The organism is Roseateles saccharophilus, from assembly GCF_004342485.1.
Lineage (GTDB): Bacteria > Pseudomonadota > Gammaproteobacteria > Burkholderiales > Burkholderiaceae_C > Pelomonas > Pelomonas saccharophila.
Window position 1 is genome coordinate 1 of the sequence record NZ_SMBU01000011.1, and the last position, 15,987, is coordinate 15,987.

Consider the following 15,987-nt stretch of genomic DNA (forward strand, 5'->3'; position numbering starts at 1 on the left):
CGCCGCCTGACGCGTCCTCCCATCGCGCCCCAACGCTCCGGCCGGCGTCAGGTCAGGCGTCGTCACGTCCGGCAGGAGAGGTCTTCCACATTAAGGCCTGGCCCGGAACTCCAGCACCTCGGCCTCCCGCCGCGGCGCGTACTGGCGCTGCCCGCCCTCCTCCAGCGCCACCTCGGCGGCGACGCGCCCGAGCCGGACGCTCGCCAGGCGCTGCGAGGCCGCCTCGGCCTCGTCAGGCAGGCGCGCGTCCTCGAACACCGGCTCCCTGGCCTCGCGCAGCCCGCGCGCCGGCCCGCGGCCGATGAACAGCGCATCCAGCTGCAGCAGGCGGCGGGGCGTGGGGTTGAGCTTCATGGCGACCTCCGGGAGCTGGGTTGCGGTGGCGCGGCGGATCGACCGCGCCCTTCCGCAACAGACGCCGCCCGCCCGCCCGGCGCGACATCCCGCCCACCACCCGATCGAGGGGGTGGGGCCCCTGCATCCGTGGCCGCGCCGTCAGCGCGCCTGCTGGATGCGCACCATGTTGCCTGCCGGGTCGCGCACGCCGCAGTCGCGCACACCATAGGGCTGGTCGGTCGGCTCCTGCACGATCTCGGCGTCGGCCGCCTGCAGCTTCTGGAAGGTGGCGTCGAGATCCCGGGTGGCGAGCAGCACCATCGCGAAGCTGCCCTTGGCCATCATCTCGGCGATGGTGCGCTTCTCGTCGTCGGTGACGCCGGGGGTGGCCTGCGGCGGGTAGAGCACGATGGAGGTGGCGGGCTGGCCCCGCGGGCCGACGGTGATCCAGCGCAGGCCGTTGTAGCCCACGTCGTTGCGCACCTCGAAGCCCAGCAGGTCGCGGTAGAAGGCCAGCGAGGCCTCGGGGTCGCTCTGCGGCAGGAAGCTCGAGTGGATGGTGATGTCCATGGTTTCAATGTCCTTTCGGGGCACGGGAAGTCCGTGGAAACCAGTCTATGTTTGGCGCCGTTATGGCGCTTATCGATTCCTGATCGCTTGCAGCTCATTCACGGATGGGCCGCGTGACCTGCCTGGACACGCAGGACGGCATGCCTTCGGTCGCGCCCGCCGCGTCGCGCCGGTAGACGCTGGGCGGCACGCCCACCAGCTCGGTGAAGCGTGTGCTGAACGTGCCCAGCGACGCGCAGCCCACCTCGAAGCAGACCTCGGTGACGCTGAGGTCGCCGCGGCGCAGCAGGGCCATCGCGCGCTCGATGCGCCGCGTCATCAGATAGGCATAGACCGACTCGCCATAGGCCGCGCGGAACTGCCGGCTCAGATGGCCGGCCGACATGCCGATGCCACTGGCCAGCGCCTCGACGTCCAGCGGGCGGGCGTAGTCGCGGTCGATGCGGTCGCGCACGCGGCGCAGGCGGGCGAGGTCGCGCAGCCGGGTGTCGGCGGCCGCCGCGGGCATGGGCCTAGCGCGGTGCGCCGCTGGCCGGCGCGGCCGGCGGCACGGGGCAGGCCTTGGCCGCGGCCAGGCCCTTCAGATAGCCGCGCCGCACGCCACCGGCCGTGATGGCCGCGCTGACATGGCGGGCATAGCGCTCGGCGCCGCTGAGCTTGCGCACCCAGCCGCGGAAGGGGATGACGCCCTCGGCCGTGCGCTGCAGCGCGCCGGTGGCGGCGTCCTCGCCGCGGTCCAGCAGGCCCGGGCTGCCGGCACTGGCCGGCGCGTCGAGGTCGGGGCCGAGGACCTCGTCCAGCGCATGCACGCCGGCCGCCAGGACCGCGCAGCTGGCGTCGGCCGGCAGGGCATAGGGCGCCGCGGCGGCGGCCTTGAGCACGTCGGGGATGTCGGCGCGCACGACGTTGAGGTCACTCAGCGGCGTGGTGGCCGCGGTGGCGACCTTGTCCTGGCTGGAACTGGCGCAGGCGCTCAGCACTGCGACGAGGGAGAGGGCGATGAGGTGTGGGCGCATGGCGCCGGATCATCTCAGGTACTGCCTCGCACGACGAGTTCGAAACCGAGGTCGAGCTGCATCACCGCCGGCGCCTCGCCGCGCAGACGCGCCAGCAGCAGCTCCGCCGCGCGCAGCCCGACCTCGGCGCGCGGCGTGCGCACCGTCGTCAGCGGTGGCGCCGTGTAGGCGCTCTCGGGCAGGTCGTTGAAGCCGGCGATGGCGATGCCGCCCGGCACGGCGATGTCCAGTCGCGCGGCCGCCAGCAGTGCGCCGTGGGCCAGGTCGTCGTTGTTGAAGAAGATCGCGTCGACGGCCGGCCGCAGCGCGCTGATCTGCTCGAACATGCGCACGCCCAGGGCCACGGACGACGGCGCCGGGTCGCGCCACACCAGCCGCTCGTCGTGGCAGCCGGCCTCGACAAGAGTGCGGCGCCAGCCTTCCAGGCGCTGCAGCGTGCGCGGGTCGAGCTGGGCCGCGGCGAAGGCGATGCGGCGATGGCCGCGCTCCAGCAGGTGGCGCGTCATCGCGGCTGCGGCGTCGAGCTGCGAGAAGCCGACGCTGCAGGCCTGGGGCTCCGCCGTTGTTTCCATCATGTAGACGCAGGGCAGGTCCTGGTCGGCCACCATGCGGCGCGTCGCGGCGGTCTGCGCCAGGCCGCACAGCAGAAGCCCGGCCGGCCGGTGCAGCAGGTGCTCGCGCACGAGCTGCTCCTCCTCGGCCGGGTCGTAGTGGGTGACGCCGATCAGCGTCTGGAAGCCGTCGCCGCGCAGCACCCGCTGGGCGGACTCCAGCAACTCGACGAAAAGCCGGTTGGTCAGCGACGGCACGAGGACGGCGACATGGCTGCTGCGGCGCGACGCCAGCGCGCGGGCGGCGGGGTCCGGCACATAACCGATCTTCTGGGCAGCCTCCTGCACGCGGCGGACCAACTCGGCGTCCACGCGGCGCTCGCCACGCAGCGCGCGCGAGGCGGTCATCGGGCTGACCTCGGCAACGCGGGCCACATCGGCAAGCGTCGCGCGGCCGGTCGCGCGCGGGGAGCGGGGGGATGAGGTTTTCTTCATCTAGGCAAAAACCCGGATGGCGGGTGGTCGGCGCCCACCTAGGATAGCGCTATCCGGGTCGGCAAACGGAAATTTCAGCCATTCTATGGTTGCAACTCCAGGAGTCGGCCCAGTTTTCCGCCAAACAAGATAGCGCTATCCAGGAGACAGGATGTTGCCAGATCACCCGAGCGTGGGCACCCCGCCGCTGCGGCTCGTCGTCATGGGTGTCGCCGGTTGCGGCAAATCGACGCTGGCCCAGGCACTCGGCACCGCGCTGCGGCTGCCGGTCATCGAGGGCGACGACTTCCACCCACCGCGCAACCGCGAGCTGATGCGCCGGGGCATCGCCCTCACCGATGCCGACCGCGCCGGCTGGCTGGCGGCCCTCGGCGCCGAGCTGGCCCGGCACGCGGGCGGCGCCGTGCTCAGCTGCTCGGCGCTGAAGCGCGCCTACCGCGACCGGCTGCGGGAGGCCGCACCCGGCCTGCGCTTTGCCTACCTCGCACTGGACGAGGCCACCGCGCTGGCACGCGTGCGCTCCAGGGCCGGCAACCATTACTTCAACCCAGGCCTGGTGCGCAGCCAGTTCGAGACCCTCGCAGCCCCGGACGGCGAGCCCGGCGTGCTGAGCCTGGACGCCCTGCAGCCCGTGGAGGCGCTGTGCGACACGGCGCTGGGCTGGCTGACCCGCACCCCCCCATCCCACTCGAACGACGGAGACAAGCCATGAATTCGACCTCTGACCCCAAGGTGCCGCGCCTGCGCTGGCGCATCGCCGGCCTGATCGGCTCCGGGGTGCTGATCAACTACTTCGACCGCATCAGCATCTCGGTCGCGGGGCCACAGCTGCAGCAGGCCTTCGGGCTGAGCCCGGCCGACCTGGGCCTGCTGTTCAGCGCCTTCTTCTGGAGCTATGCGCTGCTGCAGATCCCGGCCGGCCTGATCCTGGACCGCTTCGGCGTCACCTGGATCGGCCGCTGGGGCGCCTTCCTGTGGGGCATCGCGTCGCTGATCAGCGCCTGCGCGACGGGCTTCGCCGGCATCTTCGCCGCGCGCATGCTGCTGGGCGTCGCCGAGGCGCCCAGCTTCCCGGCCAATGCCAAGGCCACCGGCTTCTGGTTCCCACGCCAGGAGCGCGCGATGTCGACCGCGCTGTTCGACGCGGCGGCCAAGCTCTCCAACGTCATCGGCGTGCCGCTGATCGCGCTGGCCGTCGTCCACCTGGGCTGGCGCTGGGGCTTCGGCCTGGTGTCGGCGTTCAGCTTCGCCTACTTCGCGGCCTTCTATCTGATCTACCGCGACCCGAGCCAACACCCCCGGCTCAGCCACGAGGAGCATGCCTACATCACCCGCAACGGCGCCACGCCCGAGGGCCAGCTCTCCGCCAACCCGGCGGGCATGCTGGCCTATCTGCTGAAGAGCCGCAAGGTCTGGGGCCTGTCGCTCGGCTTCGCGGCCTATGGCTATTGCTTCTACCTGTTCCTGACCTGGCTGCCCGGCTATCTCGTGCAGACCATGCACATGAGCATCCTGAAGTCGGCCGGCTTCGCGGCCATCCCGTGGAGCTGCGCGACGCTGGCCGACCTGCTCGTCGGCGGCTGGCTGATCGACCACCTGATCGCCAAGGGCCATGACGAGACCCGCGTGCGCAAGACCGTGCTGCTGGCCGGCATGACGCTGGGCCTGGCCGTCTTCGGCGCGACGACGACGACCGACCCCGTCATCGCCATCGTCTGGATCTCGATCGCGCTGAGCGGCCTGGCCGCGGCGGCGCCGGTGGGCTGGTCGCTGCCGTCGCTGATCGCGCCCAAGGGCGGCGTCGGCACGGTCGGCGGCATCATGAACTTCGCCAACAACATGATGGGTGCCGTGGCGCCCATCGTGACCGGCATCATCGTCGGCCAGACCCAGTCCTTCACCAATGCCTTCATCGTCGCCGGCGTCGTGCTGCTGGCCGGCATGGCGGCCTTCATCTTCCTGCTGGGCCGCATCGAGCCGCTGCCCGATCCCGACCTGGGCCGCTGAGGGCTCAGCGCAGGCCGGCGTTGATCTTGGCCAGCGCGGCAGCCCCCGGGCACAGGTCTTTTTCACCCAGGCCGTTCAGCGGGCGGGCCGCCGTGTGCTGGGCGGCATGCCAGTCGTGCGCGGCGGGGTCGACATAGAGCAGGCCGGTGGCGATCTCGCCGGCCGCCACGTGCAACTGCATCGCATGCATCGCGCCGAGGCGGTCGGTGGGGTCGTAGGCCGCGTCGACCTTGCGCAGGCGCAGCGTCGTGCCGTCGGCCTGGGGCACGTCGACGACATCGGGCGAGTGCTCGACGACCTGTTCGGGCGCTAGGGCTATGAAGTCGATGCGGTTCAGCGCCTCGTTGTGCTCGCGCACATGGTCGTAGCTGCGCGTGGAGCCGGCATGGTTGTTGAAGGCCACGCAGGGGCTGATGACGTCGATGAAGGCCGCGCCGCCGTGGCGGATGGCGGCCTCGATCAGCGGCACGAGCTGGGCCTTGTCGCCCGAGAAGCTGCGCGCCACAAACGTGGCGCCGAGCTGCAGGGCCAAGGCCGCGAGGTCGATGGCGCTGTCGTGGTTGACGGCGCCCTTCTTGGCCACCGAGCCCTTGTCGGCCGTCGCGCTGAACTGGCCCTTGGTCAGGCCGTAGACGCCGTTGTTCTCGACGATATAGACCATGCGCACGCCGCGCCGCATCGCATGCGCGAACTGGCCCAGGCCGATGGAGGCCGAGTCGCCGTCGCCCGACACGCCGAGGTAGAGCAACTCGCGGTTGGCGAGGTAGGCGCCGGTCAGCACGCTGGGCATGCGGCCGTGCACGGTGTTGAAGCCGTGGCTGGCGCCGAGGAAATAGTCCGGCGTCTTGCTGGAGCAGCCGATGCCGCTGAGCTTGGCGACGCGGTGCGGCGCTATGTCGAGCTGCCAGCAGGCCTGCACGATGGCGCTGGAGATGGAGTCGTGGCCGCAGCCGGCGCACAGCGTCGACACGCGGCCCTCGTAGTCGCGGCGCGTGTAGCCGACCTTGTTCTTCGTCAGGCTGGGGTGGTGCAGCCTGGGCTTGGCGAGGTAGGTCATGCCGCGCTCCGTGGGTTGGTGGCCAGCGCATGCACATGACGCGTGACCGCGTCGGTGATGAAGCGGGCCGTGATCGGCGTGCCGTCGAAGTGCAGCACCGGTGTGAGCCGGGCGGGCGCGATCTCCAGTTCGTTGACGAGCAGGCGGCGCATCTGCGCGTCGCGGTTCTGCTCGATGACGAAGACGGTGTCGTGCGCGGCGATGAAGTCGGCCACCGATGGCGGGAAGGGGTAGGCGCGCAGCCGCATCGCGTCGATGTGGATGCCGGCCCCGGCCAGGGCCGCCAGCGCCTCGTCCATGGCCGGCGCGGTGGAGCCGAAATAGAGGGCGGCGACGCGGGTCTTCTGCGCGGCGGCGCGCACCAGGGGCTGAGGCGCGAGCAGGGCCGCGGTGGTGAACTTCCGCTTCAGCCGCTCGACGTTGCGGATGTAGTCGTCGCCGCGCTCGGAGTAGCTGGCGTACTCATTCCTCGTCGTGCCGCGCGTGAAATAGGCGCCCTTGATCGGGTGCGTGCCCGGCAGCGTGCGCCAGGGGATGCCGTCGCCGTCGACGTCCTTGTAGCGGGCGAACTCGCGGCCCGCATCCAGCATCTCGGCCGTCATCAGCTTGCCGCGGTCATAGCGGCGCGCGTCGTCCCATTCCAGCGGCTGGCACAGGCGCTGGTTCATGCCGATGTCCAGGTCGCTCATCAGGAAGACGGGCGTCTGCAGCCGCTCGGCCAGGTCCAGGGCCGTGGCTGCGAACTCGAAGCATTCGCGCGGGTCTTCGGGCAGCAGCAGCACATGCTGGGTGTCGCCGTGAGAGGCATAGGCGCTGGAGAGCAGGTCGGCCTGCTGGGTGCGCGTGGGCATGCCGGTGCTGGGGCCGCCGCGCTGCACGTCGATGACGACGAGGGGGATCTCGGCGAAATAGGCCAGGCCCAGGAACTCGGTCATCAGCGACACGCCGGGGCCGGACGTGGCCGTGAAGGCGCGCGCGCCATTCCAGCCGGCGCCGGTGATGATGCCGATGGACGCGATCTCGTCCTCGGCCTGCACGATGGCATAACGCTTCTCGCCGGTGTCGGGGTCGGTGCGGAACTTGGCCGCGTATTTCTCGAAGGCCTCGGCCACCGACGACGAGGGCGTGATCGGGTACCAGGCGCAGACGCTGGCGCCACCGTAGACACAGCCCAGGGCCGTGGCGGCATTGCCTTCGAGGAAGACCCGGTCGCCGACAGCGTCGGCGCGCCTCACCTTCAGGCCGAAGGGCTGCACCGAGAGATGGTCGCGCGCGAACTCGCGGCCGGCATGCAGGGCGCGCACGTTCGAGTCCAGCAGCCTCTCCTTGCCCTTGTACTGCTCGGCGAAGAGCTTCTCGATGACCTCGGCCGCTATCCCCATCAGCTCGCTCAGCGCCCCCAGCACGAGGATGTTCTTAAAGAGAGTCCGCTCGCGCGGCACGTCGTAGGTCGCGTTGCAGATGGCCGTGGCCGGCATGCCGATGACGTGGATGTCGGGCCGGAAGGCGCTTTGCGGCAGCGGCTTGGTGCTGTCGTAGAACAGATAGCCGCCGGGCTGGATCTCGGCCACGTCCTGCTCCCAGGTCTGGGGGTTCATCGCCACCATCAGGTCCACGCCGCCGCGCCGGCCCAGCCAGCCGGCCTCGCAGACGCGCACCTCGTACCAGGTCGGCAGGCCCTGGATATTGCTGGGGAAGATATTGCGCGGGCTGACCGGCACGCCCATGCGCAGGATGGCGCGCGCGAACAGTTCGTTGGCCGAGGCCGAGCCCGAGCCGTTGACGTTGGCGAACTTGACGACGAAGTCGTTGGTGGCTTCGATGCGGCTCATTGGTGCTCCCCGGTCAATGAGTACATTGACCGCCCCTCCGAGAGGGTCGGGCCTTGCTTGGGACGGCCCGGCGCGGCGGCCCTCATGCTGCCTCCTTGCGCGAAGCGACATCACGGCTCGCCGCGCCGGCCTTGGCGGTGACGAGCAGGAACTTCTGCATGTCCCAGGCCCCGGTCGGGCAGCGCTCGGCGCACAGGCCGCAGTGCAGGCAGACGTCCTCGTCCTTGGCCATCACGCGGCCGGTTTTCAGGCCACCCTCGACGTAGATGTCCTGCATCAGGTTCAAGGCCGGCGCCTTCAGCCGCCCGCGCAGGTCGTCACCGTCCTCGGCGAACGTGATGCAGTCCATCGGGCAGATGTCCACGCAGGCATCGCACTCGATACAGAGCTTGGGCGCAAACACGGTCTGCACATCGCAGTTCAGGCAGCGCTGGGCCTCCTTCAAGGCCGTGGCCGCATCGAAGCCCAGTTCCACCTCGACCTTGATGCTGGCCAGGGCCTTCTCGGCGGCGGCCCAGGGCACCTTGCTGCGCAGGTCCAGGCTCACCGCGTTGTCGTAGCTCCACTCGTGGATGCCCATCTTCTGCGACACGAGGTTAACGTGGGGCGCGGGGCGCTGGCGCACACCCTCGCCATGCAGCAGGCGGTCGATGCTGACGGCGGCCTCGTGGCCGTGGGCCACCGCCGTGATGATGTTCTTGGGTCCGAAGGCCGCGTCGCCGCCGAAGAAGACCCGGTGCAACGTCGACTGGAAGCTCTGCTTGTCCAGCACCGGCAGGCCGTCGTCGCCGAAGGCGATGCCGGCGTCGCGCTCGATCCACGGGAAGGCGTTCTCCTGGCCGACGGCGATCAGCACCTCGTCGCAGGGGATGACGACCTCCTCGCCACCCTGGGCCTTGCGAAAGCGCATGCCGGTGAGCCGGCCGTCCACATGCTCGAAGGCCAGCGGCACGTGGAAGTCGAGGATGGGAATGCCCTCGTGCTCGGCGTCTTCCTTTTCCCAGGGCGAGGCCTTCATCTGCGCATAGCCGCTGCGCACGGCCACCGTCACGCTGCTGGCGCCCAGGCGGCGCGCCGAGCGGCAGCAGTCCATCGCCGTGTTGCCGCCGCCCAGCACGATGACGCGCGGCTGCACCGCCGTCACATGGCCGAAGCTGACGCTGCTCAGCCAGTCGATGCCGATGTGCACCTGCGCCCGCGTCTCCTCGCGGCCCGGCAGCGCCAGGTCGCGCCCGCGCGGCGCGCCGCAGCCGACGAAGACGGCGTCATACCCCAAAGCCAGCAGCGCCTTCATCGAGTCCACGCGCTGGCCTGAACGCCAATCGACACCCAGGCCGAGGATGTAGCCGCATTCCTCGTCGATGACGCGCTCGGGCAGGCGAAAGCGCGGGATCTGCGTGCGGATGAAGCCGCCGGGTTTGGCCTCGCCGTCGAACACCGTGACCGCATAGCCCTCCAGGGCCAGGTCGCGCGCGACGGCCAGCGATGCCGGCCCCGCGCCCACGCAGGCCACGCGCCGGCCGTTCTTGGCGGCGGGCTTGGGCAGCAGCGCGCGGAACTCGTCTGTCTTGCTGTCGGCGGCAACGCGCTTGAGCCGGCAGATAGCCACCGGCTCCGGCTTGGCCGCCTGCTTCTCCTCCACCCGGCCGCGCCGGCAGGCCGGCTCGCAAGGGCGGTCGCAGGTGCGGCCCAGCACGCCGGGGAAGACATTGCTGACCCAGTTGACCCAGTAGGCCTCGTCATGCCGGCCCTGGGCGATGAGCCGGATGTATTCGGGCACCGGCGTATGCGCCGGGCAGGCCCATTGGCAATCGACGACCTTGTGGAAATAGGCCGGGTCCGAGATGTCGGTCCTCTGCACGGTGTCTCCTCCGTGGTGCGCCTGGCCCGTGGCCGGCGCTGATGTCGGGCCAGTCTAGGCCGACAACCCCTCGCACGGCTCTGTGGAAACCCTCTGCGCGGGGGGCTTTGTCTACACTGGCTTCATGTCTTCCGATTCCTCCGCCGCCGCGCGCGCGATCGCGATGGGCCGCGCGGCCCTCGAGGTCGAGGCGCGTGCGCTGACCGAACTCGCGCCGCGCCTGGGGCCGGCCTTCTCGAATGCCGTCCAGACCGTGCTGGCCTGCCGTGGCCGCGTGGCCGTCATGGGCATGGGCAAGAGCGGCCATGTCGGCCGCAAGATCGCCGCCACGCTGGCCTCCACGGGCACGCCGGCCCTGTTCGTCCACCCGGCCGAAGCCGCCCACGGCGACCTCGGCATGGTCACGCTGGGCGACGTCGTGCTGGCCCTGTCCAACTCCGGCGAGAGCGACGAGCTCAATGCCATCCTGCCGGTGCTCAGGCGCCTGGGCGTACCCGTCATCGCGATGACCGGCCGTGCCGAGTCCAGCCTGGCGGCCCATGCCGACGTGGTGCTGGACAGCGGCGTCGCCGAGGAAGCCTGCCCGCTGCAGCTGGCGCCCACCGCCAGTACGACGGCCCAGATGGCCCTGGGCGACGCGCTGGCCGTGGCCCTGCTCGACGCGCGCGGCTTCAAGGCCGAGGACTTCGCCCGCTCCCACCCCGGCGGCGCGCTGGGCCGCAAGCTGCTGACCCATGTGCGCGACCTGATGCGCAGCGGCGACGCCCTGCCCCGAGTGGCGGCCGACACGCCCTTCACCGAGCTGATGCGCGAGATGAGCGCCAAGGCCCTGGGCGTGGCCGTGATCGTCGATGCCGACGACCGCGTGCAGGGCATCTTCACCGACGGCGACCTGCGCCGCCTCGTCGAGCAGGGCCGCGACCTGCGCGCGCTGACGGCCGCCGAGGTCGCCCATCCCAGGCCGCGCACCGTCGGCGCCGACGCGCTGGCCGTGGATGCCGCCGACCTGATGGAAGCCGCCCGCATCACCGTCGTCCTCGTCGTGGATGCCGAACAGCGCCTGCTCGGCGCCATCAGCATCAACGACCTGATGCGCGCGAAGGTGATCTGATGGCCGCGCTCCGCTTCCCGCCCGAGCTGCTGGTCAAGGCCCAGGGCCAGGGCCTGTGCATCAAGCTCGCGATCTTCGACGTCGATGGCGTGCTGACCGACGGCCGCATCTACATCGGCGAGGGCGGCGAGGTCTTCAAGGCCTTCGCGACGCTGGACGGCCATGGCCTGAAGATGCTGCAGCAGGCCGGCATCACGCCGGTCGTCATCACCGGCCGCGACAGCCTGGCCGTGCGCCGCCGCGTCGCCGACCTGGGCCTGGCCCATGCCGTCTATGGCGCGCGCGACAAGCTCGCCGCCGCCGAGCCGCTGCTGGCTCGGTTGGGCGTGGCCTGGGGCGAGGTCGCCGCGATGGGCGACGACTGGCCCGACCTGCCCCTGCTCAGCCGCGCCGGCTTCGCCTGCGCGCCGCCGGGGGCGCACGCCGAGGTGCTGGCCCTGGCCCACCATGTCACGCACGCCCCGGCCGGCTTCGGCGCCGCGCGCGAATGCTGCGACCTGCTGCTGATGGCCGGCGGCCATTACGAGCGCCTGCTGCAGGCCCACCACGACACGCTGGACGGCGGAGCCACAACATGACTGCAGCGACGCTGCCGCCGCCTGCGCCGCGCCGGCGCAAGGAGCAGCCCTGGCTGTGGCAGGCCCAGGGCCTGCTGTCGAGCTACCTGCCGCTGCTGCTGATGGCCTTCCTGGCCAGCGGCACCTGGTGGCTGGTGAAGAACACGCCGCTGGTGGAGGCGCCGGCCGAGCAGGCGGCGCCGCGCCACGAGGCCGACTACCGCATGACGAACTTCGAGATCCAGCGCATCGGCGCCGACGGCCGGCTGCGCGTGCAGATCGCCGGCGCCGAGCTGCGCCACTACCCCGACACCGACACCGTCGAGATCGACCAGGTGCGCGTGCGCGCCATCGCGCCCGACGGCAGCCTCGCCATCGCCGAGGCCAGGCGCGCCCTCAGCAACGGCGACGGCAGCGACATGCAGCTGCTCGGCGACGTGCATCTGCGCCGCCTGCCCGCCGGTGCCGGCGAGGACGCCCCGGCCCAGCTCGACGTGCGCGGCGAGTTCCTGCAGGCTCTGTCCGACACCGAGATCCTGCGCTCCCACCTGCCCGTCACCATCCGCCAGGGCGGCTCGACGCTGGAAACGCAGAACTTCGAGTACCGCCACCTGACCGGCCAGCTCGGCTTCACCGGCAAGGCCCAAGGCCAGATCGAGAACCGGACTGCAAGATGACGACGGAACTGGTGTTCATCACGGGCGCGTCCAGTGGCATCGGCCAGGCGCTGGCGCTGCGCTACTACCAGGATGGCGCGCGGCTCGCCCTCGTCGCGCGGCGCACCGCCGAGGTCGAGCGCTGGGCCGCCGAGCAGCGGCTCGACGCCGCCCGCTTCAAGGTCTACGGCGCCGACGTGGCCGACCTCGACGCGATGGCCCGCATCGGCCACGAATGCATCGCGGCTCAGGGCCTGCCTGACGTCGTCATCGCCAACGCCGGCATCAGCGTCGGCATGGACACCGCCCATTTCGACGACCTCGATGTGATGCGCCGCGTCTTCGCGACCAACAACGTCGGCCTGGCCGCCACCTTCCATCCCTTCGTCGCGGCGATGAACGAGCGCGGCTCGGGCACGCTGGTCGGCATCGCCAGCGTCTCCGCCATCCGCGGCCTGCCGGGCCACGGCGCCTATTGCGCGAGCAAGGCCGCCGTCGTCGCCTACTGCGAGAGCCTGCGCGGCGAATGCCGGCCCTTCGGCGTGCGCGTCGTGACGCTGTTGCCCGGCTATATCGACACGCCGCTGACGCGCGGCAACCGCTACGGCATGCCCTTCCTGATGCGGGCCGAGGACTTCGCCGACCGGGCCGTGCGCGCCATCCGCGCCCAGGTCAGCTACCGCGTCATTCCGTGGCAGATGGGCGTGCTGGCCAAGCTGCTGCGCCTGCTGCCCAACTGGCTCTACGACCGCGCACTGGGCAGCCGGCCGCGCAAGCGGCGCGCGAGCGAATAGCCGCGCGCAAAAAGCACAAGGCGCCCGAAGGCGCCTTGTTGCTCAGTCTGCGACTGGGGTCGGATCAGTAGCCGCCACCGCCGTAGCCGCCGCCACCCGAGCGGCCACCGCCGCCGTAGCCGCCACCACCGCCGCCCGAACGGCCACCGCCGCCATAGCCGCCGCCACCACCGCCGTAGCCGCCGCCGCCCGAGCGGCCACCGCCGCCGTAGCCGCCGCCACCACCGCCGTAGCCGCCGCCACCCGAGCGGCCACCGCCGCCGTAGCCGCCGCCGCCGCCGAAGCCGCCGCCGCCCGAACGGCCGCCGCCGCCGAAGCCGCCCGGACGCTCTTCACGAGGACGAGCCTCGTTGACGACGATGGCGCGGCCTTCCAGGGCCTGGCCGTTCATGCCGTTGATGGCGGCTTGCGCCTCCGCATCGGAGCCCATTTCGACGAAGCCGAAACCCTTGGAGCGACCGGTTTCACGATCCATCATGACCTTTGCGGAGGTCACGGTACCGAACTGACCGAATGCCTCTTGCAGCGATTCGTCACGCACGCTGTAGGCCAGATTGCCCACATAAAGCTTGTTTCCCATGGGGAAGCCCTTCTCTTCTCAAAACCAAAAAACCATGTGGAGCTTCAACCCATCGTGAACCATTCAAGCGAAGGTGCGGCGTCCAGACACAGGCAATTGATTATGGTGGCGGGGTCATGGATTGCGGAACGGCACTCCTGCAAGTGTTGTTTTTCAGAGCTAGCACAAACCCTCGCGGAACCGGGCCCTCATGTTTCCGTCATCGATACCATCGCGCCAAACCATGACGCCCCCCCTGCTTTCCGCCCTCGCCCGCGTGCTCGCCAGCATCGACGCCCCCCGCAATCTGCGCGCGCTCTACGGCCTGCTGACCGGTTTCTGCATCGCCGGCCTGCTGCTGGCCATGGCGCGCTCCGCGCTGCTGCGCGACCAGGCCCTGCTTAGCGCGCTGTGGCTGGGCCTGGGCCTGGCCGTCGCCTTTTTCGGCGTCAATGCCACGGGCCTGATGCTGATGGACCAGGCCCGCGGCCTGCCCGTGCGCGACCCACAGGACGCCTTCGCCGACGCGCTGCGCTGCGCCCACCGCCTGCTGCTGGCCCTGCTGGCCTGTGTGGCGCTGGCCGCCCTGGTGCTGCTGCTGCTGGCCGCCCTGCTGTGGGCGACCCGGCTGCCCGGGGTCGGCGCGCCGCTGCTGGCCGTCGTGCTGCCGGCGGGCGTGCTGGTGCTGGGCGGCATCAGCTTCGTCCTCGTCGTGCCGGTCGGGCCGCTGGCCGGGCCGGCCGTCTGGGCCGGCGCGCACGCGCCCGGCGTGCTGCGCTTCATGCGCCAGCGGCTGCGCCAGGGCCTGCCCGAGACGGCGCTGCTGATGGCGGCGGTCTACCTGCTCGCGGCGCTTGCGACGGCGGCGGTCAGCTTCGTCGTCGTCAGCGGCAGCCAGCTGCTGGCGGGCCTGGCCATCCTGGGCGCGGGCGTCGAGCTGCCGGCCCGGCAGCTGCTGGCCGGCGTGATGGGCCTGGGCCCCCGCAGCCTGGGGGCCAGCGGGATGCCGCTGGAGGGCGGCAACCTCGGCCTGACGGCGCTGATCGGCGGCGGCGTGGTATTCGCGCTGGCCCTGGTGCTGCCGACCCTGGTCTGGCTGCGCGGCTGCTGCGCGGTCTACCTGGCGCTGACCGAAGACGAATGACCCAGCTCCGGATCGCGTCCCTCGTGCCCAGCGCCACCGAAACGCTGGTGGCTCTGGGCCTGGCCCCCTGCCTCGTCGCGCGCACGGGCTTCTGCATCCATCCGGCCGACGCGCTGAAGACCGTGCCCAAGGTCGGCGGCACCAAGGACGTCAACCTCGCCAAGCTGGAGAAGCTCGCGCCGACCCACGTCGTCGTCAACGTGGACGAGAACCGCCGCGAGACGGCCGAGGCGCTGCGGGAATTCGTGCCCCATGTCATCGTGACCCACCCGAGCCGCCCCGAGGACAACCTGGCGCTGTTCGAGCAGCTGCGCGCCGCCTTCGCCGACCAGCCGGGCGTGAACGAACGCGCGGCGGCGCTGTCGGCCGAGTTCTCCGCCGCGCTGGCCCGCTGCCGCGCGCAGGCCCGCCCCGGCGCGAACGTGCTCTACCTGATCTGGCGCGAACCCTGGATGACCGTGGCGCGCGACACCTACATCTCCACGCTGCTCGCCGAAGCCGGCTGGCGCAGCTGGCCCGCCGTGCTCGGCGGCGAGCACGGCGCCGGCCGCTACCCGGCGCTCGCCGGCGACGAAGCCTGGCTTCGCCACATCGACCGCGTGCTGCTCAGCTCCGAGCCCTATCGCTTCGGTCCCGAGCACCTCGCCGAGGCGCAGGCCCTGTGCCCGCAGGCCCGGGTGCAGCTGGTCGACGGCGAACTGCTGAGCTGGTGGGGGGCGCGCGGCGCGGCGGGGCTGGACTATCTGGGCACGCTGAGCGATCCACGCTGAGCCCGGCGGACGGCCACAATCCGCCACCATGGACATCTACAAGCCCCTCGTTGCTCTGCTGGCCATCGTCAACCCGGTCGGCGTGGTGCCCTTCTTCATCCACTTCACGAGCAGCTTCACGCGCACGCAGCGGCGCAACACGATGATCGTCAGCGCCAGCACGGCCGGCATCGTCATCGCGATGAGTGCGCTGTTCGGCCTGAAGATCATCGAGTTCTTCGGCATCTCTCTGGCCAGCTTCCAGGTCGGCGGCGGCTGCCTGCTCTTGATCAGCTCGCTGCAGATGCTCAACGCCCAGCCGGCCGAGGCGCGCAAGGAGGACGTTTCAGAGGGCTCCAGCAAGGTCGACGCGGGTGCCAGCATCGCCGTCGTGCCGCTGGCCATCCCGCTGCTGACCGGGCCGGCCACCATCTCCACCATGGTCATCTACGCCGACAAGACGCGGCACTGGTGGGAGCTGGCCGTGCTGTGCGGCTACGGCGTCGTCGTCTCGGCCGTGACCTTCCTGACCTTCTCGGCCAGCAGCAAGATCGCCAAGGTGCTGGGCCAGACCGGCATCAACATCATGACGCGGCTGATGGGCCTGATCCTCGCGGCCCTGGCCGTGGAGCTGCTGAGCGACGGCCTCATCAAGCTGTTCCCGGTGCTGGCCGCGCGCTCCATCAGCTGAC

18 protein-coding genes are annotated in these 15,987 nt (G+C 71.0%); 9 read left to right on the top strand and 9 right to left on the bottom strand.

Going from position 1 to position 15,987, the window contains the following annotated elements; all coding sequences use genetic code 11:
• Window positions 1–90: 90 nt before the first annotated feature.
• The 5 genes from EV671_RS11285 to gntR all read right to left on the bottom strand — a co-directional run bounded on the left by EV671_RS11285 (window position 91) and on the right by gntR (window position 2,968).
• The gene (locus tag EV671_RS11285; RefSeq protein ID WP_132571419.1) at window positions 91–354 is read right to left on the bottom strand and encodes a hypothetical protein; all 264 of its coding nucleotides are present in this window, start codon (window positions 352–354) and stop codon (window positions 91–93) included.
• 141 nt (window positions 355–495) lie between these two features.
• Entirely contained in the window at window positions 496–906 is a 411-nt protein-coding gene (locus EV671_RS11290; protein WP_132571420.1) for a VOC family protein, read from the bottom strand.
• 94 nt (window positions 907–1,000) lie between these two features.
• Window positions 1,001–1,414, bottom strand: coding sequence for a helix-turn-helix transcriptional regulator (locus EV671_RS11295; protein ID WP_132571421.1), 414 nt, complete (start codon window positions 1,412–1,414; stop codon window positions 1,001–1,003).
• Between the two features lie 4 nt (window positions 1,415–1,418).
• On the bottom strand, window positions 1,419–1,922 hold the full coding sequence (locus tag EV671_RS11300; protein ID WP_132571422.1) for a putative periplasmic lipoprotein: 504 nt from the start codon (window positions 1,920–1,922) through the stop codon (window positions 1,419–1,421).
• 14 nt (window positions 1,923–1,936) lie between these two features.
• Window positions 1,937–2,968, bottom strand: a complete 1,032-nt coding sequence (gene gntR / locus EV671_RS11305) for an HTH-type transcriptional regulator GntR (protein WP_132571423.1) — start codon at window positions 2,966–2,968, stop codon at window positions 1,937–1,939.
• A gap of 151 nt (window positions 2,969–3,119) precedes the next feature.
• Between gntR and EV671_RS11310 the strand changes: the two genes are divergently transcribed.
• Together EV671_RS11310 and EV671_RS11315 are read left to right on the top strand one after the other, a co-directional pair.
• Window positions 3,120–3,680, top strand: coding sequence for a gluconokinase (locus EV671_RS11310; RefSeq protein WP_243655687.1), 561 nt, complete (start codon window positions 3,120–3,122; stop codon window positions 3,678–3,680).
• A complete protein-coding gene (locus tag EV671_RS11315; protein WP_132571424.1) occupies window positions 3,677–4,975 on the top strand; it encodes an MFS transporter in 1,299 nt (432 codons plus the stop codon). The genes EV671_RS11310 and EV671_RS11315 overlap by 4 nt, the downstream gene beginning before the upstream one ends.
• A 4-nt stretch (window positions 4,976–4,979) precedes the next feature.
• Here the strand turns inward: EV671_RS11315 and EV671_RS11320 are convergent, their stop codons facing one another.
• The 3 genes from EV671_RS11320 to EV671_RS11330 form a co-directional block, all read right to left on the bottom strand.
• Window positions 4,980–6,032: a 2-oxoacid:ferredoxin oxidoreductase subunit beta gene (locus EV671_RS11320; protein WP_132571425.1), complete on the bottom strand. Its 1,053-nt coding sequence runs from the start codon at window positions 6,030–6,032 to the stop codon at window positions 4,980–4,982.
• Window positions 6,029–7,864, bottom strand: a complete 1,836-nt coding sequence (locus tag EV671_RS11325; RefSeq protein ID WP_132571426.1) for a 2-oxoacid:acceptor oxidoreductase subunit alpha — start codon at window positions 7,862–7,864, stop codon at window positions 6,029–6,031. The genes EV671_RS11320 and EV671_RS11325 overlap by 4 nt, the downstream gene beginning before the upstream one ends.
• A gap of 82 nt (window positions 7,865–7,946) precedes the next feature.
• Entirely contained in the window at window positions 7,947–9,725 is a 1,779-nt protein-coding gene (locus tag EV671_RS11330) for an FAD-dependent oxidoreductase (RefSeq protein WP_132571427.1), read from the bottom strand.
• A gap of 163 nt (window positions 9,726–9,888) precedes the next feature.
• Between EV671_RS11330 and EV671_RS11335 the strand changes: the two genes are divergently transcribed.
• Genes EV671_RS11335 through EV671_RS11350 form a run of 4 tightly spaced genes read left to right on the top strand, consistent with a single transcriptional unit; the run spans window position 9,889 to window position 12,843 of the window.
• Window positions 9,889–10,836, top strand: coding sequence for a KpsF/GutQ family sugar-phosphate isomerase (locus tag EV671_RS11335; protein ID WP_132571560.1), 948 nt, complete (start codon window positions 9,889–9,891; stop codon window positions 10,834–10,836).
• A complete protein-coding gene (locus EV671_RS11340) occupies window positions 10,836–11,414 on the top strand; it encodes a KdsC family phosphatase (RefSeq protein ID WP_132571428.1) in 579 nt (192 codons plus the stop codon). The genes EV671_RS11335 and EV671_RS11340 overlap by 1 nt, the downstream gene beginning before the upstream one ends.
• Window positions 11,411–12,070 carry an LPS export ABC transporter periplasmic protein LptC gene (lptC, locus tag EV671_RS11345; protein ID WP_165917531.1) on the top strand — a complete coding sequence of 220 codons (660 nt, stop codon included), beginning with the start codon at window positions 11,411–11,413 and terminating at the stop codon, window positions 12,068–12,070. The genes EV671_RS11340 and lptC overlap by 4 nt, the downstream gene beginning before the upstream one ends.
• On the top strand, window positions 12,067–12,843 hold the full coding sequence (locus tag EV671_RS11350; protein WP_132571430.1) for an SDR family oxidoreductase: 777 nt from the start codon (window positions 12,067–12,069) through the stop codon (window positions 12,841–12,843). The genes lptC and EV671_RS11350 overlap by 4 nt, the downstream gene beginning before the upstream one ends.
• 64 nt (window positions 12,844–12,907) lie before the next feature.
• Here the strand turns inward: EV671_RS11350 and EV671_RS11355 are convergent, their stop codons facing one another.
• A complete protein-coding gene (locus EV671_RS11355) occupies window positions 12,908–13,423 on the bottom strand; it encodes an RNA recognition motif domain-containing protein (protein WP_132571431.1) in 516 nt (171 codons plus the stop codon).
• Window positions 13,424–13,646: 223 nt separating this feature from the next.
• Here EV671_RS11355 and EV671_RS11360 point away from each other — a divergent pair, with 223 nt between their 5' ends.
• From EV671_RS11360 to EV671_RS11370, 3 genes are read left to right on the top strand one after another with little or no spacing between them, the layout of a single operon-like run.
• Window positions 13,647–14,546, top strand: a complete 900-nt coding sequence (locus EV671_RS11360) for a hypothetical protein (protein WP_132571432.1) — start codon at window positions 13,647–13,649, stop codon at window positions 14,544–14,546.
• Window positions 14,543–15,316 (top strand): helical backbone metal receptor, encoded by a 774-nt coding sequence (locus EV671_RS11365; RefSeq protein ID WP_132571433.1) that lies wholly within the window; start codon window positions 14,543–14,545, stop codon window positions 15,314–15,316. The genes EV671_RS11360 and EV671_RS11365 overlap by 4 nt, the downstream gene beginning before the upstream one ends.
• A gap of 28 nt (window positions 15,317–15,344) precedes the next feature.
• Window positions 15,345–15,986 (top strand): MarC family protein, encoded by a 642-nt coding sequence (locus EV671_RS11370; RefSeq protein ID WP_132571434.1) that lies wholly within the window; start codon window positions 15,345–15,347, stop codon window positions 15,984–15,986.
• Window position 15,987: the final 1 nt, after the last annotated feature.